Source organism: Streptomyces sp. NPDC094147 (genome assembly GCF_044764265.1).
Classification (GTDB): Bacteria; Actinomycetota; Actinomycetes; order Streptomycetales; family Streptomycetaceae; genus Streptomyces.
In genome coordinates this window covers 81,302-105,202 of sequence record NZ_JBIWHT010000007.1, presented here as the reverse complement: position 1 = coordinate 105,202, position 23,901 = coordinate 81,302, and the positions used below count along the sequence as shown (strand labels likewise).

Annotated in this window: 24 protein-coding genes, 1 tRNA gene and 1 pseudogene; 9 read left to right on the top strand and 17 right to left on the bottom strand. The window is 71.4% G+C overall.

What is annotated here, in order from left to right:
• Positions 1-48: 48 nt before the first annotated feature.
• Positions 49-2,511 carry an MFS transporter gene (locus ACIQ8J_RS13870; protein WP_403269090.1) on the bottom strand — a complete coding sequence of 821 codons (2,463 nt, stop codon included), beginning with the start codon at positions 2,509-2,511 and terminating at the stop codon, positions 49-51.
• Between the two features lie 49 nt (positions 2,512-2,560).
• A complete protein-coding gene (locus tag ACIQ8J_RS13865) occupies positions 2,561-3,046 on the bottom strand; it encodes a MarR family winged helix-turn-helix transcriptional regulator (RefSeq protein WP_403269087.1) in 486 nt (161 codons plus the stop codon).
• A 202-nt stretch (positions 3,047-3,248) separates the two neighbouring features.
• Here ACIQ8J_RS13865 and ACIQ8J_RS13860 point away from each other — a divergent pair, with 202 nt between their 5' ends.
• The gene (locus ACIQ8J_RS13860; RefSeq protein ID WP_403269084.1) at positions 3,249-3,467 is read left to right on the top strand and encodes a hypothetical protein; all 219 of its coding nucleotides are present in this window, start codon (positions 3,249-3,251) and stop codon (positions 3,465-3,467) included.
• Between the two features lie 9 nt (positions 3,468-3,476).
• On the opposite strand, the gene ACIQ8J_RS13855 is transcribed toward ACIQ8J_RS13860, so the two are convergent.
• The 9 genes from ACIQ8J_RS13855 to ACIQ8J_RS13815 all read right to left on the bottom strand — a co-directional run bounded on the left by ACIQ8J_RS13855 (position 3,477) and on the right by ACIQ8J_RS13815 (position 9,155).
• On the bottom strand, positions 3,477-4,223 hold the full coding sequence (locus tag ACIQ8J_RS13855; protein ID WP_403269082.1) for a hypothetical protein: 747 nt from the start codon (positions 4,221-4,223) through the stop codon (positions 3,477-3,479).
• 82 nt (positions 4,224-4,305) lie between these two features.
• Positions 4,306-5,157 carry an RNA polymerase sigma factor SigF gene (locus ACIQ8J_RS13850; RefSeq protein WP_403269079.1) on the bottom strand — a complete coding sequence of 284 codons (852 nt, stop codon included), beginning with the start codon at positions 5,155-5,157 and terminating at the stop codon, positions 4,306-4,308.
• Positions 5,158-5,403: 246 nt separating this feature from the next.
• A complete protein-coding gene (locus ACIQ8J_RS13845; RefSeq protein ID WP_403269076.1) occupies positions 5,404-6,279 on the bottom strand; it encodes an RNA polymerase sigma factor SigF in 876 nt (291 codons plus the stop codon).
• A 195-nt stretch (positions 6,280-6,474) separates the two neighbouring features.
• Positions 6,475-6,768, bottom strand: a complete 294-nt coding sequence (locus ACIQ8J_RS13840; RefSeq protein WP_403269073.1) for a Dabb family protein — start codon at positions 6,766-6,768, stop codon at positions 6,475-6,477.
• Positions 6,769-6,850: 82 nt separating this feature from the next.
• On the bottom strand, positions 6,851-7,012 hold the full coding sequence (locus ACIQ8J_RS13835; protein ID WP_403269070.1) for a hypothetical protein: 162 nt from the start codon (positions 7,010-7,012) through the stop codon (positions 6,851-6,853).
• A gap of 627 nt (positions 7,013-7,639) precedes the next feature.
• Positions 7,640-7,724, bottom strand: a tRNA-Ser gene (locus tag ACIQ8J_RS13830).
• Between the two features lie 58 nt (positions 7,725-7,782).
• Positions 7,783-8,256 (bottom strand): tRNA adenosine(34) deaminase TadA, encoded by a 474-nt coding sequence (tadA, locus tag ACIQ8J_RS13825; protein WP_403269068.1) that lies wholly within the window; start codon positions 8,254-8,256, stop codon positions 7,783-7,785.
• Entirely contained in the window at positions 8,256-8,810 is a 555-nt protein-coding gene (locus ACIQ8J_RS13820) for a hypothetical protein (protein ID WP_403269680.1), read from the bottom strand. Before ACIQ8J_RS13820 ends, tadA begins: the two co-directional genes overlap by 1 nt.
• A 159-nt stretch (positions 8,811-8,969) precedes the next feature.
• Positions 8,970-9,155, bottom strand: a complete 186-nt coding sequence (locus ACIQ8J_RS13815; protein ID WP_403269065.1) for a hypothetical protein — start codon at positions 9,153-9,155, stop codon at positions 8,970-8,972.
• Between the two features lie 124 nt (positions 9,156-9,279).
• On the opposite strand from ACIQ8J_RS13815, the gene upp reads away from it, so the two are divergent.
• Positions 9,280-9,915 (top strand): uracil phosphoribosyltransferase, encoded by a 636-nt coding sequence (gene upp / locus ACIQ8J_RS13810; RefSeq protein WP_267058439.1) that lies wholly within the window; start codon positions 9,280-9,282, stop codon positions 9,913-9,915.
• A gap of 64 nt (positions 9,916-9,979) precedes the next feature.
• Here upp and ACIQ8J_RS13805 read toward each other — a convergent pair whose 3' ends face one another.
• From ACIQ8J_RS13805 to ACIQ8J_RS13795, 3 genes and pseudogenes are all read right to left on the bottom strand, one after another.
• A complete protein-coding gene (locus ACIQ8J_RS13805) occupies positions 9,980-10,612 on the bottom strand; it encodes a LytR C-terminal domain-containing protein (RefSeq protein ID WP_403269062.1) in 633 nt (210 codons plus the stop codon).
• 113 nt (positions 10,613-10,725) lie between these two features.
• Positions 10,726-11,022, bottom strand: a complete 297-nt coding sequence (locus ACIQ8J_RS13800) for a type II toxin-antitoxin system VapB family antitoxin (protein WP_053725882.1) — start codon at positions 11,020-11,022, stop codon at positions 10,726-10,728.
• 357 nt (positions 11,023-11,379) lie between these two features.
• Positions 11,380-12,033 (bottom strand): annotated as a pseudogene (locus ACIQ8J_RS13795) (HhH-GPD-type base excision DNA repair protein).
• Positions 12,034-12,230: 197 nt separating this feature from the next.
• Between ACIQ8J_RS13795 and ACIQ8J_RS13790 the strand changes: the two are divergent.
• The 6 genes from ACIQ8J_RS13790 (at position 12,231) to ACIQ8J_RS13765 (ending at position 19,494) form a co-directional block, all read left to right on the top strand.
• Positions 12,231-14,567 (top strand): germacradienol/geosmin synthase, encoded by a 2,337-nt coding sequence (locus ACIQ8J_RS13790; protein ID WP_403269060.1) that lies wholly within the window; start codon positions 12,231-12,233, stop codon positions 14,565-14,567.
• Positions 14,568-14,631: 64 nt separating this feature from the next.
• Positions 14,632-15,555 (top strand): cation diffusion facilitator family transporter, encoded by a 924-nt coding sequence (locus ACIQ8J_RS13785; protein ID WP_403269057.1) that lies wholly within the window; start codon positions 14,632-14,634, stop codon positions 15,553-15,555.
• A 45-nt stretch (positions 15,556-15,600) separates the two neighbouring features.
• The gene (locus ACIQ8J_RS13780; RefSeq protein WP_403269054.1) at positions 15,601-16,383 is read left to right on the top strand and encodes an SDR family oxidoreductase; all 783 of its coding nucleotides are present in this window, start codon (positions 15,601-15,603) and stop codon (positions 16,381-16,383) included.
• A 206-nt stretch (positions 16,384-16,589) separates the two neighbouring features.
• The gene (locus ACIQ8J_RS13775) at positions 16,590-17,222 is read left to right on the top strand and encodes a MarC family protein (protein WP_403269051.1); all 633 of its coding nucleotides are present in this window, start codon (positions 16,590-16,592) and stop codon (positions 17,220-17,222) included.
• A gap of 82 nt (positions 17,223-17,304) precedes the next feature.
• Positions 17,305-18,852, top strand: a complete 1,548-nt coding sequence (locus ACIQ8J_RS13770) for an alpha/beta hydrolase (protein ID WP_403269049.1) — start codon at positions 17,305-17,307, stop codon at positions 18,850-18,852.
• A 126-nt stretch (positions 18,853-18,978) separates the two neighbouring features.
• Positions 18,979-19,494 (top strand): GNAT family N-acetyltransferase, encoded by a 516-nt coding sequence (locus ACIQ8J_RS13765; RefSeq protein ID WP_403269045.1) that lies wholly within the window; start codon positions 18,979-18,981, stop codon positions 19,492-19,494.
• A gap of 48 nt (positions 19,495-19,542) precedes the next feature.
• Here the strand turns inward: ACIQ8J_RS13765 and ACIQ8J_RS13760 are convergent, their stop codons facing one another.
• Positions 19,543-20,652, bottom strand: a complete 1,110-nt coding sequence (locus ACIQ8J_RS13760; protein WP_403269043.1) for a hypothetical protein — start codon at positions 20,650-20,652, stop codon at positions 19,543-19,545.
• Positions 20,653-21,164: 512 nt separating this feature from the next.
• On the opposite strand from ACIQ8J_RS13760, the gene ACIQ8J_RS13755 reads away from it, so the two are divergent.
• Positions 21,165-21,686, top strand: coding sequence for a two-component system response regulator (locus ACIQ8J_RS13755; protein ID WP_403269040.1), 522 nt, complete (start codon positions 21,165-21,167; stop codon positions 21,684-21,686).
• Positions 21,687-21,737: 51 nt separating this feature from the next.
• Here the strand turns inward: ACIQ8J_RS13755 and ACIQ8J_RS13750 are convergent, their stop codons facing one another.
• Both ACIQ8J_RS13750 and cseB read right to left on the bottom strand, forming a co-directional pair.
• Complete coding sequence (locus ACIQ8J_RS13750) at positions 21,738-23,081, bottom strand: sensor histidine kinase (protein ID WP_403269037.1); 1,344 nt, start codon at positions 23,079-23,081, stop codon at positions 21,738-21,740.
• A gap of 1 nt (position 23,082) precedes the next feature.
• Positions 23,083-23,820 carry a two-component system response regulator CseB gene (gene cseB, locus ACIQ8J_RS13745; RefSeq protein ID WP_403269034.1) on the bottom strand — a complete coding sequence of 246 codons (738 nt, stop codon included), beginning with the start codon at positions 23,818-23,820 and terminating at the stop codon, positions 23,083-23,085.
• Positions 23,821-23,901: the final 81 nt, after the last annotated feature.

Below are 23,901 nucleotides of genomic sequence, written 5' to 3'. Positions count from 1 at the left end.
GGTGCGGTGCCGCCTCCGCTCGAAGCGGCGTCCGCACCCGGGGGTCGATTACTCGCCCGGGTGGGCGAGTTCGATGTCGTGGCCGTCGACGCCGCGGCCGGCCACGGTCAGCGCGCCGGCCACCGGCGGGTAGCCGGTCGCGATGAGCGTGTACTGGCCGGAGTTCAGGTCGGCGAAGGCGTACGCGCCGTCGTCACCCGTCGTCGCATGGGCGACCACGTTGCCCGCCGCGTCGACCAGGGTGACCCGGGCGTCGGTCAGCGGACGCCGGTCGGCGCCGCCCCGTACCGTGCCCTGGACCAGCGCGCCGGACTGGAGCGCGGCCTCGATACGGGTCACGCCGTGGCCCGAGATCTCCACCGGCAGCGCCAGCGGCCGGAAGCCGTCCGCGTTGACCGCCACCGTGACCTGGCCCGGAACGAGCTCGCCGAAGGTGAACTCGCCCACCGCGCCCGACTTCCCGGTGGCGAGCACATCGCCGCGCACATCGGTCACGATCACCATCGCGCCCTCGACGGGTGCCCCGGTCTCGGCCGCCTTCACCGCACCCGCGAGACCGCTGGTGCCGGACAGGAGGATGTCGTACGCGAGCGGCTCGGTGCCCACGACCACGGTCGAGGCCTGCGGCTGGAAGCCGTCGGCGGCCGCGATCAGGACGTACGAACCGGTGCCCGGCGCATCGAGCAGGTACCCGCCGTCGGGCCCCGCCACCGCGCGGCCCAGCTGGCTGCCGCCGAGCGAGATGAGGGTGACGGCCGCGGAGGCGACGGGCGCCCCCTCGGCGCCGCGCACCGTGCCGTGCAGCGCGATGCCGCCGATCACCGGGGCCGCCGGGGTCACCGGGGTCATCGGGGCGGTGGCTTCAACCGCCGTCGCCTGGGCGGGAATTGAGGCGGTCGCCGCCGCGGGCGCCTCCTCGGTGGTACCCACCGCACGGGTCCGCAGCGGGACCTCCTTGATGAACAGCGTGACGAAGAAGGCGAGCAGCGCGCAGGGCGCCGCGTACAGGAACACATCGCCGACGCCGTGTCCGTACGCGCTCTCGATGACGGTACGGATCGGGCCGGGCAGCGTCGCCAGGTCCGGGATGGTGCCGGAGCCGCTGGAGCCGTGGCCCATGGCGGCGCCCTGCGGGCCGAGTGCGGTGAGGCCGTCCTTGACGTAGTGGGTGACCCGGTTGGCCATGACCGCGCCGAGCGCCGAGACGCCGACCGCACCACCGAGGGAGCGGAAGAAGACGACGACGGAGGAGGCCGAGCCGAGGTCGGCGGGGGAGACCTGGTTCTGGGTGCACAGGACCAGGTTCTGCATCATCATGCCGACGCCGAGGCCCATCAGCGCCATGTAGACGGCGAGGTGCCAGTACGGGGTGTCGTAGCGCATCGTGCCGAGCAGACCGAGGCCCGCCGTCACCAGCACACCGCCGCTGACCAGCCAGGCCTTCCACTTGCCGGTCTTGGTGATGACCTGCCCGGAGATGGTCGAGGCGATGAACAGGCCGCCGATCATCGGGATCGTCATGACACCGGACATGGTGGGCGTCCTGCCGCGGGCCAGCTGGAAGTACTGGGAGAAGAACACCGTGCCGGTGAACATCGCGACACCCACGAAGAGCGAGGCGATCGAGGCGAGGGTGATGGTGCGGTTGCGGAAGAGGCGCAGCGGGATGATCGGCTCGCTGGCCTTCGACTCGGCGAACACGAACAGCGCGCCCAGCACGATCGAGCCGCCGACCATGGCGTACGTCTGCCACGAGATCCAGTCGTACTTGTCGCCCGCGAAGGTCACCCAGACCAGCAGCAGCGAGACGGCCGCGCTGATCAGGAAGGCGCCGGTCCAGTCGACCTTGACCTCCCGCTTCACGACGGGGAGCTTCAGCGTCTTCTGGAGCACGACCAGCGCGATGATGGCGAACGGCACACCGACGTAGAAGCACCAGCGCCAGCCGAGCCAGTCGGTGTCTGTGATCACACCGCCGAGCAGCGGGCCGCCGACCGTCGCAACCGCGAACGTGGCACCCAGGTAACCGCTGTAACGGCCGCGCTCACGCGGGGAGATCATCGCGGCCATGACGATCTGGGCGAGCGCGGAGAGACCGCCGACGCCGACGCCCTGGACCACACGGCAGGCGATGAGCATGCCGGAGTTCTGGGACAGACCGGCCACGATCGAGCCGGAGACGTAGATGACCAGGGCTATCTGGACCAGCAGCTTCTTGCTGAAGAGGTCCGAGAGCTTGCCCCACAGCGGGGTGGTCGCGGTCATCGCGAGCAGCGAGGCCGTGACGACCCAGGTGTACGCGGACTGGCCGCCGCCCAGGTCGCTGATGATGTGCGGCAGGGCGTTGGTGACGATCGTCGAGGACAGAATGGCGACGAACATGCCGAGCAGCAGCCCGGACAACGCCTCCATGATCTGCCGGTGAGTCATCGGCGCGCCGTCACCGGCGGGCGCGTGCCCGCCGTGCTTGGCGTGGCCGCCCCGCACACCGGCTGGTGTGGTCGTAGCCATGAAGTTCCTTGTCTTGTACGTCTGTTGGGCAGGTGTACGGGTGTGTTCGCTATGCGGGTGCACGGGTCTCGACGACCCGGGACTCGGGGATCCGGACGTGGGGTGCCCGGCAGTCCCCGAAGGAGTCGCGCAGGCGGGCCAGCATCGTGTTGAGCTGCCCGACCTCGTCGTCGGACCAGTCCTTGAGGGTGTGCGCGAACATCTCCGTGGTGCGCAGCCCGAGATCGTCGATCATGGCCTGGCCCGCGGGGGTGAGCCGCACGATGCGCGAGCGCTTGTCGGCGGGGTCGGCGGACCTGTCGATCCAGCCCCGCTCCGCGATGTGCGCCACATGACGGCTCGTCACCGACATGTCCACCGCGAGGAGTTCGGCGAGCCGGCTGATCCGCATCTCGCCGTACCGCTCCAGGAGGGTGAGCGCGGCGGCGGAACCGGCCGGGCACTCGGGCGGCAGGATCCGCGCGAGTCCTCGCTTCACGGCACCGATGGCGCTGAGCTGCCGGGCCAGCTCCTCGTAGAGGCTCTGCGCGGCCATGGACACCTCCCGACATCTTGTTGCTTAGGGCAACCATAAGATTGTTGGTTGCCGAAGGCAAACTAAATCGGGGGATTGGCGGCAAAGGAAGCGCAAAGCCTTCGCATATGGAAAGCCAAGTTGCAGGTCGGCGGGCTCGGGGGCGTCTTCGCGCGGGGGCGGGGGTTGGGTGCGACCCCCAACTTCGCTAGGGTCCTGCCCCATGGCACACAACCCCCACGCGCCCCAGGGTCCCGAGGGCAACTACGACCCGGCGGGCTCAACTCAGATGTTCCGCGCCTTTGTCGACGAGGGCGGGCCGCAGGGCCGGCAGCCGGCGACTCCGGCCGCGGCACCGGCCGGCCCGCGCGTCGGCCTGATCGTCGGAGTGATCGCGGCGATCGCCATCCTGGGAGCGGTGGCCTGGCTGGCGCTGGGCTGAGCCTCTCCCCTACCTCCAGCCGGCCGTCACCGAGCGCGTCTCCACGTGCATCCCCAGCGGCACCCGCCACGCATCCACGCACACCCCGTACGTCTGCGACCGCACCGCCCCCGCGGCGATCGGCACCGGCAGCGCCTGGCTGGACGTGATCGTCGCCCAGTCCACGCCGAGCAGCCCGATGATGTGCGTCGCGAAGGTGACCGTGCCCGACTGCACCGCCGTACCCCCGGTATTGCGGAACTGGACCGTCACGTTCTCGCACCAGCGCTGATCCCCCGCCGAACGGCTCGGCGCCCCGAGGCTCAGCACCGCGGGCGAGGAGGGGGTGGGGGCGGACGTTCCGGGGGCCGAGGGGCCCGGGGACGCTGAACGGCCGGGCGGGGCAGGGGAATTGGCGCTGCCCGGCGCGGTTCGCGTAGCCGGTGCGACCGGTGTGGCGGAGGTTCGGCCCCCAGGGCCGGGCGATCCGGCCGGGCCGCCGCCGGAGCCCGGCGGCGTACCGGCCGGACCAGGCGTACCGGATGGGCCGGGCGCGCCAGGCACGTCGGGCGTACCCGAAGGCGCCCCGTCCAGTGGCACCAGCTCCACCCCGCCGCGCGGCGGCACCGCGCGGTCCGGGGCCGATGGGCCGGTGCCCGCGGCGCCGACCGCCACATAGCCCGCACCGTCCCCGCCGCCCGCGCGGGCGGCGAGCGTGCCGCCCAGACCGAGCACAAGCACCGCAGAGACGCCGATCACCACAGCACGTCGTCGCATCGCGCCAGTGTGTCTGACGATGCGTCAATTGGCCAGAGAGGTAACCCCGGTGGGGATCCCCGCGGCCGCAGTTCGCGGATCCTCAGTCGGAGATCAGGCCCTCGCGGAGCTGGGCGAGCGTGCGGGTCAGCAGGCGCGAGACGTGCATCTGGGAGATGCCGACCTCCTCGCCGATCTGCGACTGCGTCATGTTCGCGAAGAAGCGGAGCATGATGATCTGCCGTTCCCTGGGCGGGAGTTTGGCGAGCAGCGGCTTGAGGGACTCGCGGTACTCGACGCCTTCGAGCGCGGTGTCCTCGTAGCCGAGCCGGTCCGCCAGCGAGCCCTCGCCGCCGTCGTCCTCGGTGGCCGGCGAGTCGAGCGAGGAGGCGGTGTACGCGTTGCCGACCGCGAGCCCGTCGACCACGTCCTCCTCGGACACCCCGAGAACCGCGGCCAGTTCGGGGACCGTCGGCGAGCGGTCGAGCTTCTGGGCGAGCTCGTCGCTCGCCTTGGTGAGGGCGAGCCGCAGCTCCTGGAGGCGGCGCGGCACCCGCACCGACCACGAGGTGTCGCGGAAGAACCGCTTGATCTCGCCGACCACCGTCGGCATCGCGAACGTGGGGAATTCCACGCCCCGTTCGCAGTCGAAGCGGTCGATCGCCTTGATCAGGCCGATCGTTCCGACCTGGACGATGTCCTCCATCGGCTCGTTGCGGCTGCGGAACCTGGCGGCCGCGTACCGCACGAGCGGCAGGTTGAGCTCGATGAGCGTGTCGCGCACGTACGTACGCTCCGGGCTGTCGGTGTCCAGGGTGGCCAGCCGCAGGAACAAGGAGCGGGACAGCGTGCGGGTGTCGATGGCTGCGGTGTTTGCGGCGTGTCGGCGCACGGCGGGTGCTGATGCGCTCTTGGTGAGCGTGAGCACCTTCGAGCTGCCCTGTTCTGCGGACATGCCACCCCCTTGAGGTCGCGGACGGTCGCGTTGGGCCACGACCATCGGAGGAAGCAGCCTCCACCTGAATACCGGACGCGGGGCTGCGGCAAACGCGGTTCCAGCAGAATGTCACATGTCGGCAACACGCTGTAGTGACTTGTCGACAAGTCGGGCCGGAGTACGTGCAGGAAGCAGGGGGTGCGGGGTATTTCCGGGCAGAATTTTCCGTCGGGGCGTGCCAGGAGCGCGGACCACTCGATCCGGTTACGCCTCGATCCGATTTGCGGATCGAAGCCGGGCGAAACTCCTGGCCAGAAGCCTTGACACATGCATCTGCGACACTCCCAATTCCTGACTGATCTGGGACTGCGTCAGATTGCTGTAATAGCGGAGCATCAGGATCCGCTGTTCCCGTTCGGGCAGTTGTACGAGCAGATGGCGGACCAGATCGCGGTGTTCGACCCCGGCGAGCGCGGGGTCCTCGTAGCCGAGCCGGTCGAGCAGACCGGGCAGCCCGTCGCCCTCCTGGGCGGCCTCCAGGGAGGTCGCGTGGTACGAGCGGCCCGCCTCGATGCAGGCGAGCACCTCGTCCTCGCCGATCCGGAGCCGCTCGGCGATCTCGGCGGTGGTGGGGGAGCGGCCGTGCAGGGTCGTCAGGTCCTCGGTGGCGCCGTTCACCTGCACCCAGAGCTCGTGCAGGCGTCTGGGCACATGCACGGTGCGCACGTTGTCCCGGAAGTACCGCTTGATCTCGCCGACGACGGTGGGCATCGCGAAGGTGGGGAACTGCACGCCCCGGTCCGGGTCGAAGCGGTCGATCGCGTTGATCAGGCCGATCGTGCCGACCTGGACGACGTCCTCCATGGGCTCGTTGCGGGAGCGGAACCTGGCGGCCGCGTACCGCACGAGCGGCAGGTTCGCCTCGATCAGCGCCCCGCGCACCCGGTCGTGCTCCGGCGTGCCCGGTTCGAGCCCCTTGAGCCGACCGAAGAGCACCTGGGTGAGGGCGCGGGTGTCCGCGCCCCGGGTGGAGGTTCTGGCGGGGCCCCGGGGGCCCTCCGGGGAGTCCTGGGCGGGCACTTCGGGGGCGTCCTGGGGCTCGTTCTGGGGTGGGACTTGAGGCGTAGTACTGGCCGGCACTGTCACGCCACCCCTTAGCGTTCGGTCAACTCATCCGTCAAAAGCGGTCATAGCATCACAAGACATGTCCACTGTGTGCAAGCACCGTATAGCTACGTGTTGAGGGCAAGTTGGGACAGATGGGCCGGTCAGCGGCCTGCCGGGCAACGAAAAAGCCCCGCACCTCTCGGATGCGGGGCCGGGCTGCGGGCCGGGTCAGAACGGGTAGTCGGCGATCACCCAGGTGGCGAACTCGCGCCACTGCGCGGCCGCCGCCTGATGGGCCGGGTGCTCCAGGTACCGCTTCAGGGCGTCCGCGTCCGCCACGGCGGAGTTGATGGCGAAGTCGTACGCGATCGGCCGCTCGGTGATGTTCCAGGCGCACTCCCAGAACTCGATCTCGGGGACGAGCCCGTCGAGCTCCTGGAAGGCCTTCACGCCGGCGGCCACCCGGGCCTCGTCGCGCCCGACGCCCTCATTGAGCTTGAACAGGACCAAGTGGCGGATCATGAACGTCTCCTACGACTACGACTACGACTACGACTGCGACGTACGACTGCGGCTGTGACTCGGCCGACTCGGCCGGGCCGGCTCAGCGGACCAGGTTGGTCATGAACTTCCCGACGCCCTTGGCCGCGCTCGATATGCCCTCGAACCCAGTCTGGACCATCCCGGCGGCCTGCACCGGCGACGTGATGATCGTGTACAGCACGAAGACCACGACGACGTAGAGCAGGACCTTCTTGATGTCCACTTGCCTTGCCCCTCCCCGGCGGTCCGCTGTGCGATCGGGCGAGTCTAACCGCCATTCGGCCGGTACTCACCCGGCCTTTATGGACCAAGGGCCCGGCGATCGGGGCCCTTCGCCGGGCGGTACGGATGTTACGAGGGAGCAGGATGGTTCCTGAGCCCTCCGGATCTGGCAGGAATGCGGAGGGCCAGGAACAGGGCCTCACTGCGGGGCCCGCGCCGCGCGCTTCCCCCTGACTGCGGCGCAGGGCTTGCAGGTTCTGTTCTCGTCGGGGGGAGCGGCTTGTCCCCCCGATGCCGCTTCCCCCGTCCCCACGTCGAAGCCCCGGTCATTTCCCCGACCGGGGCTTCTGCGCGTCCTCGTACGTCAGCAGGAAAGCCGCGAGAAGGTCCTTTGTGCCGAGGTGGAGGGTCGGCTTCGGCGACTGCAATTGACGTAATCGAAGGGGGAGTTGAGCGGTGTCCGAGTCCACGAGCCCGCGTGCTCCCCGTGAGCTGTCCCCTCGGCAGGTACCCGCCAACTCGCAGGGAGATCAAGGGCATTGGAGGTCCGGCACCCCTGCCCGTGCGCACGGTGCACGCAAAACACCCCGCTGACCCGGGTTTCCCCAGGTCAGCGGGGTGTTGAAAGCGGTAGCGGAGGGATTTGAACCCTCGGTGAGTTTCCCCACACTCGCTTTCGAGGCGAGCTCCTTCGGCCGCTCGGACACGCTACCGAGAGAGAGCTTAGCCCAAGGTGGGCCGTGGTTTGAAATCGGTTCGGCGAGACGTCGGTCACCGCTGCCGGAAGAACGCCGTCAGCTGCGCCGAGCACTCCGCTTCGAGGACGCCCGCGATCACCTCGGGGCGGTGGTTGAGCCTCCGGTCGCGCACCAGGTCCCACAGCGAGCCGGCCGCGCCCGCCTTGTCGTCGCGGGCGCCGTACACGACCCGGTCGATCCGGGACTGCACGATGGCGCCCGCGCACATCACGCACGGCTCCAGGGTGACGACGAGCGTGCAGCCGGTCAGCCGCCACTCGCCGGTCCGCTCCGCCGCGCGGCGGAGCGCGAGGATCTCCGCGTGCGCGGTCGGATCGCCGGTCGCCTCGCGCTCGTTGTGCCCGGACGCGAGGAACGAGCCGTCCGCGGCCAGCACGACCGCGCCGACCGGCACATCGCCGGCCGACTCGGCCTCGGCGGCCCCGGCCAGGGCGGAGCGCATCGGCTCCGCCCACCGTTCCCGTACCGGGTCGTGCGGCTGCGGCACTAGCGGACGGCCTCCAGGACCTCGGCCGCGCCCAGCGCGTCCGCGATCTCCACGAGGGCGTCGCCGTCCAGCGCGAGGAGCTGGCGCTCGCTCACGCCGAGGTCGGCGAGGATCACGCTCTCGCCGAGCGGCCCGGCCGGTACGGCGCCGTCCGACAGGTCGTCCCCGTCGTCCGGATCGTCCGCGACCGCCTGGGCTGCTTCGTCCTCGTAACCGTCCTCCGTGCCGTCGAGGTCAAGGGCCTCCAGCTCGTCCTCCTCGTCGTCCTGGTCGTGGCCGAGCAGTTCGTCGGTGAGCATGGCCCCGTACGAGGAGCGGGCTGCGACGGCGGCGTTGGAGACGAAGACGCGCGGGTCCTCCTCGCCGTCGACGCGGACGACGCCGAACCAGGCGTCCTCCTGCTCGATGAAGACGAGCACCGTGTCGTCGGCCCCGTCGGCCGCTGCTTCCCGGGCCAGGTCGGCCAGGTCGGCCAGCGTCTCGACATTGTCGAGCTCCGTGTCGCTCGCTTCCCACCCGTCTTCGGTGCGCGCGAGCAGTGCGGCGAAGTACACCGTGACTCTCCCACTGGTCATAGGCGTGCCGGTTGGGGGTCCCCCCGGCTGTGGCTTCCTTCGGAATCGTGGCAGAAAACCACGCGGTTGCGAGAGTTCTTCCACGGTTGCGTTTTTCCGGTGCCGCGATCACGGGCTCGGGGGCGCCGTTTTCGCGGGTCACCAGCGGAAGGTTCGCATGCGCATGGCCTGTCGCATACGGGCCGCGCGGGCGCGCCGGGGCTGGACCCGGTCGCGCAGCGCCTTCGCCTCGTGCAGTTCGCGCAGGAACTGGGCGCGTCGCCGACGGCGGTCCACGTCGTTCTCCGGCTGCTGGTCTCGGTCGCGCTCGCGCTCGTCCGGCATTGGCTCACACCGCCCCGGGGTCGGTTCGTGCCTCCCACCTTCCCCCCGTCCGGCCGCTTGACGCCAGCGCGAACCAACCGCAGGTGGGGCGCGGCGCCCCTACGCCCCGGTTACTGTGGACGTCATGCGGATCCATGTCGTCGACCACCCTCTCGTGGCGCACAAGCTCACCACGCTGCGTGACAAGCGCACCGACTCCCCGACCTTCCGGCGGCTCGCCGACGAGCTGGTCACCCTGCTCGCCTACGAGGCCACCCGGGACGTGCGCACCGAGCAGGTGGACATCGAGACCCCGGTGACGCCGACGACGGGCGTGAAGCTCTCCTACCCGCGTCCGCTGGTGGTCCCGATCCTGCGAGCGGGCCTGGGCATGCTCGACGGCATGGTGCGCCTGCTGCCGACCGCCGAGGTGGGCTTCCTCGGCATGATCCGCAACGAGGAGACCCTGGAGGCCTCCACGTACGCCTCCCGGATGCCCGAGGACCTCTCGGGCCGCCAGGTGTACGTCCTGGACCCGATGCTGGCGACCGGCGGCACGCTGGTCGCGGCGATCCGGGAGCTGATCAAGCGCGGCGCCGACGACGTGACCGCCGTGGTGCTGCTCGCGGCCCCCGAGGGCGTCGAGGTCATGGAGCGCGAACTCGCGGGCACTCCGGTGACCGTGGTGACCGCCTCGGTCGACGAGCGCCTGAACGAGCACGGCTACATCGTGCCGGGCCTCGGCGACGCGGGCGACCGGATGTACGGGACCGCCGACTAGGCGCTCCGCGGGAAGGGCGTTCGTCGGCTGCGGGCCGGCGAACGATGCCGTTTCCCGTACGTACTCAGCACTTCCCGGAGGGCGCGGGCGCGGGTGCGGGCTTGGCCAGCGCGGCCAGGGCCGTGTCCGCGTCCTGCGGCGTGTTCAGGGCGCCGAACGTCGTGCCGATGATGAGGTCGACGTCCGGCGTGTTGCGCGTGTCGGTCTTCTGCTCCGCGCCCTTGAGCTGCGCACCGAGCACGGAGAACGGGCCTTGGGTGGCCGCGGGGGCGCCGAGCAGTATCCCGTTTCCGGGGACCTTCTTGTCGTACTCCCCGGGCGCGTTGCCGACCTTGCCGATCGCGAAGCCGCGCTTCTTGAGCTCGTCGGCCACCTGCTTGGCAAGGCCGCCGCGCGCGGTCGCGTTGTAGACGTTGACGGTGATCTGGGCGGGCTTCGGCAACGCCTGGGCCGGGGGGGCGCTGGACGCGGGGGGCGTCTTGCAGTCCCGCTTGGGGGCGGCCGCCTTCGCGCCGCTGTGGCCGCCGAACACGTCGATGAGCTGGACCGTCCCCCAGCCGATCAGGCCGAGGGCCAGGACCGCGCCGACCAGCACGAGGACGAGCCGGCCGCGCTTTCGGGGACGTCGCATCCGCGGGTACGCGTCGCCCGTGATGCGGTACTTTCCGCCCATGCCGGGGGGAGTGAGCATGCTCATAGCGGCAGGGTAATGCCGCTGTGTGACGATGCCTACTAAATGATCAATGACCGGCGCGCGTGTGCGCCCGTATGCGCCTCAAAAGGTCCGAAAGGCTCACCCGGCTGTCGGGGTCAGTCCATTTCGAGTACGCGCGCGTGCAGGACCTGGCGCTGCTGGAGCGCCGCCCGTACCGCCCGGTGCAGCCCGTCCTCCAGGTAGAGGTCGCCCTGCCACTTCACGACGTGCGCGAAGAGGTCGCCGTAGAACGTGGAGTCCTCGGCGAGCAGGGTCTCCAGGTCGAGCTGGCCCTTGGTGGTCACGAGTTGATCGAGCCGGACCGGGCGCGGCGCGACGTCCGCCCACTGCCGGGTGCTTTCCCGGCCGTGGTCGGGGTACGGCCGCCCGCTTCCGATGCGCTTGAAGATCACACGGAAAGCCTACCGGGCGAGCGGCTCCGGGCGCAGCCATGGAACGCGAGTGCAATCCTGTGCAAACCGTAGGAAACCAGACGTGGGGGGCTCGTCATGACCGACAGCGACCGGACGGCGGCCGCGCCCGAGCCCATCAGCGCCGTCGGCACGGTCGAAACCGGAGCGCGGGATCCCACCGGGGCGCCCCCTGCCGCGCCCGCGCCCCCACCCGCGTCGGCCGCGTCCGAACTGCCGCCCCCCGCCGCCGGTGGAGGTCCCCCTGGTCCTGAAGAGCCTGGGGGAGGATTCACCCAGCCCGCCCTGGAGCCGGGCGCCCTGCTCCGGCGGCGGTGGCCCCGCCCGCGAGCGGCTCGCTCACTTCGCCGCCTTGGCCGCTTTCGCCGCCGCCTTCGCCTCCTGCTTGTGCGCCCTGACCTTGGTCAGGGACTCGGGTCCGGTGATGTCGGCGACCGAGCGGAAGCAGTTCTCCTCGCCGTACGCGCCCGCGGCCTCGCGCCAGCCCCTGGGGCGGACGCCCAGTTGCTTGCCGAGCAGGGCGAGGAAGATCTTCGCCTTCTGCTCGCCGAAGCCGGGCAGCGCCTCAAGCCGGCCCAGGAGCTCGGCGCCGGTCTTCGCCCCCGTCCACACCCCGGCCGCCTCGCCCCCGTACTCCTCGACGAGGAACTGGCAGAGCTGCTGGATCCTCCCCCAAGCTCTTAAGGAGCAGGGGGGACCCCCACGGCCATCGAGCCCGGGTAGCGGTGCACGGCCGGTTTCTCCTTGAGCAGCTCGGCGAAGGCCTCCGGGTCGTACGCGGCGATCGCCCCGGCGTCGAGATCGTCCGCGCGCATCCGCTGAGCGATCGTGTACGGGCCGGAGAACGCCCACTCCATGGGGACCTGCTGGTCGAGCAGCATGCCGACCAGGGCGGATGGGGGTCCCCCCTGGTCCTTAAGACCTTGGGGGAGGGCTGCGGCCGAGCAGCTCGTCGGCCTCGGGCTGCTGGGCGAGCCGAAGGGTTGTGTTCATGCCTCGATGATCGGCGGACGGCGGCCCGGCCGCATGCGGGACACCAGCGGGCGAAGCACTGCGTGCCGGGTCCGCAGGGGATGTTTTCGAGTGGACTCACGCTTTCGTATGACAGGCGTACGGGCGCCGAATGGGCGCGGGGCGGCGGGGTAGTTCGGGGCCGACCGTCAACGCGCGTACCAGGAGGGGCGACCGCAGTGACCCAGCCTTTTGTCCTGCCGGATTTCTACATGCCGTATCCGGCCCGGCTCAATCCCCATCTCGAAGCGGCCCGGGTGCACACCCGGAAGTGGGCCGCCGAGATGGGCATGCTGGAGGGCTCCGGGATCTGGGAGCCGAAGGACCTCGAAGCGCACGACTACGCGCTGCTCTGCTCGTACACCCACCCCGACTGCGACGCCGAGCAGCTGGCCCTCGTAACCGACTGGTACGTGTGGGTGTTCTTCTTCGACGACCACTTCCTGGAGATGTTCAAACGGACCCTGGACCGCACGGGCGGCAAGGAGTACCTCGACCGGCTGCCCGCCTTCATGCCGATGGACCTCGCCGACGGATTCCCGGAGCCGACCAACCCCGTCGAGGCGGGCCTCGCCGACCTGTGGGCGCGGACCGTGCCGTCGATGACGAACGAATGGCGCGAGCGCTTCGCCGTCAGCACCCGCAATCTGCTCAACGAGTCGCTGTGGGAGCTCGCCAACATCAACGCGGGGCGGATCTCCAACCCCGTCGAGTACATCGAGATGCGCCGCAAGGTGGGCGGGGCGCCCTGGTCGGCCGGGCTCATCGAGTACGCGGCGAACGCCGAACTCCCCGCCTCCATCGCCGGGTCGAGGCCGCTGCGGGTCCTGACGGACGCCTTCGCCGACGGCGTGCACCTGCGCAACGACCTGTTCTCCTACCAGCGCGAGGTGGAGGACGAGGGCGAACTCAGCAATGGCGTCCTGGTACTTGAGACCTTCCTCGGCTGTACGACACAGGAGGCGGCCGAGGCCGTCAACGACCTGCTGACCTCACGGCTCCAGCAGTTCGAGAACACCGCGCTGACCGAAGTCCCCGCGCTGTGCCTGGAGAAGGGCCTCACGCCCGCCGAGTGCGCGGCCGTCGGCGCGTACGTCAAGGGCCTCCAGGACTGGCAGTCCGGCGGCCAGGAGTGGCACCTGCGCTCCAGCCGCTACATGAACGAGGGCGCCGTCACCGGCCCCTCCCTCTTCGACGGGGTGCTCGGCACCTCGGCGCTCGACATCACGACCCTGTTCGGACGCCCGGCCGCCGCCCGGCAGCGCAGCTTCACGCACGTACCGATGCAGAAAGTCGGGCAGTCGCTGCTGCCCGACTTCGACGTGCCGTACCCGCTGACGGTCAGCCCGCATGCGGCCGAGGCGCGGGAGCTGTCCATCGCCTGGGCGGACCGGATGGGGCTGCTCGGCGACATCTGGGACGCGGAGAAACTCGCGGGCTACGACTTCGCGCTCTGCTCCGCCGGACTCGACCCCGACGCGACCCTGGAGGAGCTGGAACTCAGCGCCGAATGGCTGACCTGGGGAACGTTCGGCGACGACTACTACCCACTGGTGTACGGGCGTTCGCGCAATCTGGCCGGAGCGCGGGCCTGCACCGAGCGGCTCTTCCCGTGCATGCCGGTGGACGAGCCGGAGGCCGGACTCGCGGTGGCCGAGACGCCCATGGAGCGCGGCCTCGCCGACCTGTGGGCGCGCACCGCCGGGCCGATGTCCCCCGAGGCCCGCGCGGCCTTCCGCCGGGCGGTCGACGTCATGCTGGAGAGCTGGCTGTGGGAGCTGCACAACCAGTCCCAGCACCGCATCCCCGACCCCGTCGACTACATCGAGATGCGCCGGTACACCTTCGGCTCCGACCTCACGATGAGCCTGTCCCGGCTGCGCCACGCGGGCGAGCTGCCGCCCGGGATCTACGAGAGCGGCCCGATCCGCAATCTGGAGAACTCGGCGGCGGACTACTGCTGCCTCCTCAACGACGTGTTCTCGTACCAGAAGGAGATCGAGTACGAGGGCGAGCTGCACAACGGCGTCCTCGTCATCCAGAACTTCTTCAACTGCGACTACCCGACGGCGCTGCACATCGTGGACGACCTGATGCGGTCGCGGCTGCGGCAGTTCCAGCACGTGGTGGACAACGAACTCCCCGTTCTGCACGAGGACTTCGCGCTCGACGAGGTGGGGCGGGCGGCCCTCGACACCTATGTGGCCGAACTCCAGGACTGGATCGCGGGCGTCCTGAACTGGCACCGCTCGGCCCGCCGCTACATGGCCGATGACCTGCCGGGGTCCCTGCCGCACGGTGGCGGCCTCCCTGCGGAGCCGGAGGCGGGGGCGGCACCGTGGTGGATGCGGCCCACGGGGGTGGGGACGTCCGCGGACCGGGTGCGGCTGCCGGAGGTGATCGCTTCGGCGCTGCCGGGGCTGGGGGCTTCTTCGGCGGGGGTGGGGGCCGCGCCGGGTGCGGCCGCGTTGCCCTCGCTTCCCGTCCCCACGGTGGCGGGAGGCCACACCTCGTGATCCTCTGAGGTGTGCGGGGGCTCCATGCCGTGTGCGGGGCCCCATCCGGCACGAGGAGGCGCGTATGGGACACGACCACGGCGCGCCCTCGGCGGCAACCGGCACGCTGAGCGGTACGTACCGCAAGCGGCTCCTGTGGACCATCGGCATCAGTGCGTCGATCACCCTCATCCAGGTGGTCGGCGCGCTGCTGTCCGGCAGCCTCGCGCTGCTCGCCGACGCCGCGCACAGCTTCACCGACGCGATCGGGGTGTCCCTCGCGCTCGGCGCGATCACGCTCGCCCAGCGCGCCCCGACCCCGCGCCGCACCTTCGGCTTCTACCGGGTGGAGATCTTCTCGGCGGTCCTGAACGCGCTGCTCCTCGCGGCGATCTTCGTCTGGGTCCTGTGGTCGGCGATCGGCCGCTTCAGCGAGCCGGTCGAGGTCAAGGGCGGGCTGATGTTCGCGGTCGCGGTGGGCGGGCTCGCCGCGAACCTGGTGGGCCTGTGGCTGCTGAAGGACGCCAAGGACAAGAGCCTCAACCTGCGCGGCGCCTATCTGGAGGTGCTCGGCGACGCGCTCGGTTCGGTCGCGGTGATCGCGGGCGGCCTGGTCATCCTGCTCACCGGCTGGCAGGCCGCGGACCCGATCGCCTCGATCGTCATCGGGCTGCTGATCGTGCCGAGGACGTACGGGCTGCTGCGCGACGCCCTGCACGTGCTGATGGAGGCGACCCCGCAGGACATGGACCTGGCCCAGGTGCGCCGCCACCTGCTCGACGAGCGGGGTGTGGTCGACGTACACGATCTGCACGGCTGGACCGTGACCTCCGGGATGCCTGTGCTCACCGCCCATGTGGTGGTGTCGGCGGCGGCTCTCGACGGCGGGTACGGGGCGCTGCTCGCCCGGCTCCAGGGCTGTGTGGGGGAGCACTTCGACGTGGCGCACTCCACGATCCAGCTGGAACCGGAGGGCCACAGCGAGGCCGCGGAATCCTTCCACACCTGACTGTCACAGACGGCGGGCCCGTCCCGTCCCTCAGGTATGGACACCATGAACACGAAGAGCACGGACACGCTGGACATCGCGGTCGCCGGAGGCACCGGCACGCTGGGCCGCCATGTCGTGGCGGAACTGCGGGCGCGCGGCCACAACGTGCGGGTGCTGAGCCGGAGTTCGGCCGAGTACCGGGTCGACCTGACCACGGGCGCGGGCCTGGCGGGGGCGCTCGTGGGGTGCGACGTGGTGGTCGACGCGGCGAACTCCACCTCCCCGCGCACCATGCGCTCCACCCTCGTGGACGGCACGCGGCGGCTGCTCGCCGCGGAGCGGGAGGCGGGGGTGGGCCATCACGTGTGCGTGTCGATCGTGGGGTGCGACCGGGTGCCGATGCCCTACTACAAGGTCAAGACGGCGCAGGAGGACGCGGTGGCGGCGGGCCCGGTGCCGTGGACGGTCGTGCGGGCCACACAGTTCCACGAGCTGGTCGCGACCCTGTTCACCGCGACGGCCCGCGCCCGTGTGCTGCCGGCCCCGAAGAACGTCCGCATCCAGCCGATCGCCGCGGCCGAGGCGGCCGGGGCCGTGGCGGACGCGGCGGAGTCGGCACCCCGCATGGGCCGCGTGGAGGCGGCGGGTCCGCAGGTGACCGACCTGCGAACCCTGGCCGGGCAATGGCGGGCCACCACCGGCCACAGGGCCGCCCTCCTCCCCGTCCCCCTCCCGGGCCGCCTCGGCCGGGCCCTCCGCGCCGGCGGCCTCACCTCGGACGATCCGCAGGCCCAGGGGGCCACGGAGTTCGCGGAGTGGCTGCGGGAGGCTGCGCCGTCGAAGTGACCGGGGGCTCCGCGGGACGTGGCGTGCGTCGGCTGCGGGCCCGCTGTGGCTGGTCGCGCAGTTCTCCGCGCCCCTTCAGGGCGCGGTACCGCAGCGGACTCCCGCAAGACCGCTCAGGCGCGGAGCGACCCGCAACGGAACCGACCCGGCGCGGCGCGCCGGGCGGTGCGCGGCTTCGGTGACGCTCGGTGGCCATGATGCGCAAGGTGACCACTCTGAGTTTTTCCGCCGCATTCATCACGTTCTTCTCGGTGGTCGGGCCGCCCAAGGTGCTGCTCGCCTTCGCCGGACTCGCGCAGGTGCATCCGCGTAAGCAGCTGGCGACCGTCGCGCTCATCGGGTCGGCCACCGCGGTGCTGGTCGGTCTTGTGACCGGGTTCGCCTCGCCCTGGCTGCTCGACCTCTTCCACATCACCACGCCCGCGCTCCAACTGGCCGGCGGCGTCATCTTCTTCATCTACGCGGTGGGCCTGGTGCTCGGGGTGCACATCGGCGGCGAAGGGCCGCAGCAGGACACCCCCGATCTGGCCAGCGGCTTCCGCGAGCTGCTGATGCCCTATGTGGTCTCGCCACTGGCCATCACCGCCGTGCTGATCGAGGCCGCCGCGCGCGACTCATGGAGCTGGCGGTCCACCGTGGTCGGCGCGTATGTGACCGTGATCGCGCTGGACCTGGCCTGTGTGCTCCTGCTGGCCGGCATTCTGCGCCGTACCCACCACACCACGATCGAGCTCCTCGGCCGGCTGCTCGGGCTGCTCCTCGCGGCGGTCGGGGTGGACCTGGTCCTCGACGGGCTCGGCGCGCTGGGGGTCGCGGCGCTGGGCCGGGGCGGCTACTGAGGGTGAGCGGGGTCCGGCGCGCGGGATGGGACGGGGGTGCCTAGCCTGGTCGGGGGGCTTGGCTTCCTGGAAGGGTGAGTCGATGCTCGCTCGACGTGTGATCGCGGCCGGAGCCGGTGCGGCTCTGGCGCTGATCGGCCCCGCGGCCGTCACCGTCGCCGCCGGGCCGGATCCCGATCTGGGGCGGTTCTACCAGCAGAAGATCGGCTGGGCGGCCTGCCGGCCCAAGGAGGGCCAGACCGGCGAACTCCTCGATTCCGTACGGGAGATGGAGTGCGGCACCCTCAGTGTGCCGATCGACTACGCGCATCCCGGCAACGGCGCGATCTCGCTCGCGGTGTCCCGCTTCAAGACGTCGGCGCGCGGCAGTGACCGCAAGGGCTCCGTCGTCTTCAACTTCGGCGGGCCCGGCGCCTCCGGGGTCGACGGCCTGGCCGGGTTCCGGGCCGAGGCGGCCGGCATCGGCAAGCACTACGACCTGGTGAGCTTCGACCCGCGCGGGGTCGCACGCAGCTCCCCCGTGCACTGCGGCGGCGAGGGGGCAGCGAGCCGGCTGGAGGGCGAGCGCCCGAACCCGCCGGGCACGGCCGCCGCCGCGGTGGACGAGGCGAAGCGGATCGCGCGGGCGTGCCACGACAAGACCGGCCCGCTGCTCGACCACGTCGGCACCATCAACGCCTCCCGGGACATGGACGTACTGCGCCAGGCGCTCGGCGACAGCAAGCTCAACTACCTCGGCATCTCGTACGGGACGCGGCTCGGCGCGGTCTACGCGAGCCAGTTCCCGAAGAAGACCGGGCGGATGGTCCTCGACGCCGTCGACACCTTGCAGGGCACCGCCAAGCAGGACGCGCTGACCCAGACCAAGGGGTTCCAGCAGGCGCTCGACGCCTTCTTCGCGGGCTGCGCCCAGCAGAACTGCGAGCTCGGCAGCAGTCCGCAGGAGGTCAGGGCGACCTTCGACAAGGCGGTCGCCCTGCTCGCCGACGGGCGGGTGGTGACGTCCGCCGGCAACCAGGACTTCACCGGCGCCGAACTCCAGAGCGCCGTGCGGTCCGCCCTGTACAGCCAGTCCTCCTGGCCGGTCCTGTCCTCCGGCATCGCGGCCCTGCTCCAGGACAGCGACCCCTCGGTCCTCGTCTCGATCAACGACGCGATGCAGGACGCGCTCCCTGACAACGCCAACGAGGCGCTGCTCGCGATCAATTGCGCGGACGATCCGGAACGGCCGGCCGACCCCGTCAAGGAATTCGACGACGTACGCAAGCAACTGGCGGCGGAATCCCCGTACTTCGGCCCCGACTCGGCGGGGCGGGCCGTCGCCTGCACGGGGTGGCCCGCGGGCACGGACTACATCCGCCGGATAGACCACCCCGGCGCGCCCAAGATCCTGGTCGTGGGCGGCAAGGGCGACCCGGCGACGCCGTACCAGTGGGCCCAGGACACCGCGCAGCGGCTCGGCTCGGGCGTGCTCCTCACCTACGAGGGCGAGGGCCACGGGGCGTACTCGGCCTCCCAGTGCATCCGGGCGAAGGTGGACGCGTTCTTCGCGGCGGGGACGGTGCCGAGGGAGGGGACGAGCTGTCCGGCGGAGGTGCCGGATGAGGGAGCAGAGGTTCCGGACGAGTGATGAGCAGGGCGGGGCCGCGTGTGGCGAGGGGGCATGGTGCCGGTCGAGGTGGCTGACCCGGGTGGTAATTCGGTGGCCGGCAGGCGGGCCGAATGTGACGATCGGTGGCATATGGATACCTCACACATGTGCCCTGACACCCCGTGGACCACCCGGCCGGAGGCCCCGGCGGACCGGGCGGCCGTACGAGCGGTGAACCTGGCCGCGTTCCCCACCGCCCACGAGGCCGACCTGGTGGACGCGTTGCGCGCCGACCCGGCGTGGATTCCGGGGCTTTCGATGCTGGCGACGGCGCCCGACGGCACTGTCGCGGGCCATGCGCTGCTGACCCGGTGCCGGGTCGACGGCGCCCCGGCACTGGCGCTCGCGCCGGTCGCGGTGGTTCCTGAGCACCAGCGCACGGGCGCCGGTTCCGCCGTGGTGCGGGCCGCCCTCGATGCCGCGCGGCTGCTGGGAGAGGACCTGGTCCTGGTGCTCGGGCACCCGGACTACTACCCCCGGTTCGGCTTCACCCCGGCCTCCGGATTCGGCATCCGGGCCCCCTTCGACGTACGGGACGAGGCGATGATGGCGCTCCGGCTGAAGGCGGACGGGCCGGTGCCGACGGGGGTGATCCGCTACCCGGCGCCGTTCGGGGCGTAGCGGCGACGGCCCCCGGGCTTCGCCCGCCCGGCATCCTCCCTCCTCCCCCTACACCCTCCGCACCCCGCTCCCCCTCCCGCACACCTCGGCCCCCGCGGCCCGCGTCAGCGCGCCCAACACCCAAGCCGTGTACCGCTGTTCGGTCACGACGTACACCGGCGTCGAGCCGTCCCGGCACTCCACCACCTGGGAGCCGGGGGCGGGGCGGGGGCCCGGGTCGGTCCAGTAGGGCGGGCGGACGCGGACGGGGGTGAGGGTGCGGGGGACGGGGTGGCGGGCGAGGTGGCCGGTCGGGTCGGGGGTGGAGGCGAGCAGGCCGGGGGCGGCCACCAGGTACCCGAACCCCTCGTGGCTGTACGGGACTTCGCCGAGCACCCGGCCCGGAAAGCACTCCCGTCCGCCGGGCAGCAGCGGGGTCACCCTGATGGTGTCCGTGGTGCGGCGGCGGTGGCGGCGCGTCAGCCACGCCGCCCCGGCCAGCACCGGCACCGCCCCGGCCGCCGTGAGCAGCAGCGCCGTCGGCACCCCGCCGGCGACCCACGGCGTACCGAAGGCGCAGCAGGCGAGCAGCAGTGCGGAGGCCAGCGGCACGGTGAGGCGCCAGGGCTCGTGCGCGGGCGGCTCGGTGGCGCGCCGGGACCACCAGTGGGCGCCGCGCAGAGCCGCCCCGCCCACGAAGAGCAGGACGAGCGCCGCGGCGAACGGCAGCCGGTAGCCGCCGCGCGGATCCGCCGAGGTGTACTGGCGCAGGTCCCGGTACTCGACGTATCTGATCTCCCCTTGCCAGTACGTGAGTTGGGCCATGGCGCCGGGCTGTACGGCCGCGAAGACCGGGGTGCGGCCGTCCATCTTGACCCGGAGCGGCGAGGCGGCCTCCGGCCCGTTCGGTACGGGGTCGAAGCCCAGCCAGTAGTACGTCGAGCGGTGTTTGTGATCGGCCACCACGGAGGTCACCGTCGCCGCGACGGAATGTCTGCACTCCGCCGAGACCCGCGCGACCGGGCAGCCGGCCGCCGACGTGAACGCCCGCTCGTCGTCGAGCGCGCGGGGCACGGTGACCAGGAACAGCCAGCCGGCGCCGAGCACGAGCGCGGCGCCGAGCACCGCGGCGACGAGGGCGGCCGGGCGGTTGCGGCGCTGGGGGGCGGGTCCGCTCATCGCTCGCCGCGCGTGGCCGCGTACCGTACGAAAGGGGATGACGAGATCATCATCCGGTCATTCTGGAGGCTCCCGGCGATCAAGTTCCGCGCGGTGGACGGTGGTTCAGACCACTTTGCGGAGCATGGGCGCGACCTGCGGAACCCACCCGTATGGGCGCTTGCGGGCGGTCGGGCGCACCCTGGAACAGGGCCCCATACGCGCATTCACCGATTCACCCGCAGGTGTGATCAACTGCGCTGAATGGGCCTGTGGCACTTGCGTGTCGGCGCCGGGCGGCGCCAAGGGAGCGGGCAACCGGGGCCGTCGACACCCTGCTGTTCCGCACCGCCCGGTGCGAGAATTCCCCCCACGCGAAAACCAGCCGACGAGCATGTGCGGACATTCCGGGTACATGCCCGCATCCGGTGCATTCCCCACGTGCACACCACAGTTGTGCTCTCCGACTGCGTACGAGCCGCCGTGAGCGGGCATATGCCCAAGCGGCGCTCCCGAGTGAAGGTGATGGGGCCATGTCCGCGGACATGAAGGTGCTACTGGTCGACGACCACGAGGACAACCTGTTCGCCATGGAGAGCATCCTCGCGCCGCTCGGCTACCCGCTGGAGTTCGCGACCAACGGGGACGCCGCGCTCAAGGCCGCCCTCCACGGGCGCATAGCCGTCGCGATCCTCGACGTGGTGATGCCGGGCGTGAGCGGCCTCGACGTGGTCCGCTATCTGCGCCGCCTGGGGCAGACCCAGCTGATCCCGGTCGTCCTGGTGACCGGAATGGACCAGAACAACGAACTGGCCGCCGAGGCCCTGCGCCTGGGCGTCGCCGACTTCCTGCTCAAGCCCCTGGACCCGTGGGCCCTGCGCATCAAGGTGAAGTACCTGTACCGCACGAGCGTCCTGCTGACCGGCGCCCCGCACCGCCAGCAGGCCCCCCGCACCCACCCCTCGGACCCGCCCCAACTCCCCTCCGGCCACGCCCGGTTACGCCCCACGGAAACCATCCGCATTCCGTGGCAGCCGGAGGAACCGCCGTTGTGAGAGCCCGCCGGGAGCCACGGCGGTGGCTCCCTTCCAGGAACGGGCCGAGCTTCAGGCCCGGCCCGGCAGCCGGACCGTAGCGATCGCTCCCCCCGCTCCCGGCGCGTTCGTCAGCGTCAACCGGGCGTCCAGCAGGTTGGCCTGGGCCTGGGCGATGGTGAGGCCCAGGCCGTGGCCGTGGCCTCGTTCGGGGGCGGCGGTGCGGAAGCGCTGGGGGCCCTGGGCCAGGAGGTCCTCGGGGAAGCCGGGGCCGTGGTCGCGGACCACGATCGTCGTGCCCTCGACCGTCACCTCCACCGGCGCCGCGCCGTGGCGGTGGGCGTTGAGGACGAGGTTGGTGACGATGCGGTCGAGGCGGCGCGGGTCGGTCTCGGCGACCGGGTGGCCGGTCACCGAGACGTCCGTGGCAAGGCCCGTGCGCCGTACGGATTCCGTCACCAGGTCGCCCAGCGGCACCAGTTGGGCGTCGGCCTCCTCGGCTCCCGCGTCCAGGCGGGAGATCTCCAGGAGGTCGTCCACGAGGGCGCGCAGCACCTGGACGCGGTCGCGGACCAGGTCGGTGGGCTCGCTCTCCGGGAGGAGGGAGGCGGAGGTGACGAGACCGGCGAGCGGGGTGCGCAGTTCGTGGGCCACGTCGGCGGTGAAGCGCTGCTCGCTGCGCAGCCGGTCCCGCAGGGCGTCCGCCATGAGGTCGACGGCGGAGGAGATTTCGCCGATCTCGTCGCGGCCGCGGGCACGGGTCCGTGCGTCGAGGTCGCCGCCCTTGATGCGGCGGGCGGTCATGGCGACGCGGCGCAGCCGGCGGAGCACCAGTTCGGCGGCGAGCAGGGCGAGGGGGACGACGACGGCGAGCGTGGCGATCGCCGCGTACTTCATGTGCCGGTCCAGGGCCTGGAGGTTGAGAATCTCGGTCGTCGTGCTCATCCTGACCGCCAGCGCCCGGCCGTCCACGCGGCTCGCCGCCCACATCCAGCCCTGAGTCGGCTTCCGGGTGTCGTACCAGTACACGGGCGGATGGCCGGAGGCGAGCCGGGACAGCAGCGGATCCGGCAGCTCGTCGTCCACGAGGTAATCGCGGGCCCCCGACGGGGGCGGCTGCCCGCCCCGGAACTCGGCCTCGGCCGGGCCCAGTTCGTTCAGCGCCTGCGCGCGGAGGATGCTCATGGAGCGGTCCTCGGTGGTCCGGTGGACCAGGACCCCGATGCCCAGCGCCATCGCACAGGCCGCCGCCGCGACGCCCGCTGCGATCTTCCAGCGCAGGGACAGCGGGTTGGCGAGGCGCCGCAGCACGCCGCCGTCGTGCGCGTCCGCGCCGGATGCGCGGGAGCCGGGGTCGGTGTCGCCCCGGTATGCGTGCGAGCCCGGGGCGGCGTCGGCTCCGTGTCTCCGTCGCATCTCAGCGCCGGAACTTGTAGCCGAAACCGCGGACGGTCTCGATGTGATCGGCGCCGATCTTCTTGCGCAGCCGCTGCACCGCCAGATCGACCACCCGGATGTCGCCGTCCCAGCCGTAGTCCCACACCTTGCGCAGCAGCGTCTGCCGTTGCAGGGCGATGCCCGGGGCGGCCGCGAACTCCAGGAGCAGCCGCAGTTCGGTCGGGGTGAGCGCGAGCGGCCGGCCGTCGAGGCGGACCTCCAGGCCACGGGTGTCTACGGTGAGGTCGCGGAAGGTCAGCACGCTGTCGGCATCGGCCGGCCGGGGCTCGGCCGCGGTGAAGGTGGCCCGCCTCAGCAGCGTACGGATCCGCGCCACCAGGACGTTGGTGTCGACGGGTTTGACGACATAGTCGTCGGCGCCCGCCTCCAGGCCGGCCACCACGTCCAGCGCGTCGCCGCGGGCGGACATCATCAGGATGGGCGCCTGGCTGGTCTCCCGGATCCGGCGGCACAGCCCGATGCCGTCGAGGTGCGGCAGCATGATGTCGAGCAGCAGCAGATCGTGCCCTCCGTCCCGGAACATCTCCAGGCCCGTCAGCCCGTCGGGCGCCGCCGACACCTGGTAGCCGTAGCGGTCGAGCGCCATCCCGACGGACCGCCGGATCGTCTCGTCGTCCTCGACCAGCAGGACGTGGACCGGGCCGGGGGCGGGGCCGCCGTGCTGCCGGCCCGCCGCTTCACTGTCGCGCTGTCGCATCCGTCATCCCGTCATCACGTCGGTGGGTACGGAACTGCTCACGCGCATCCCGCCGTACGAAGAGGTAATCACCGCTGAGGT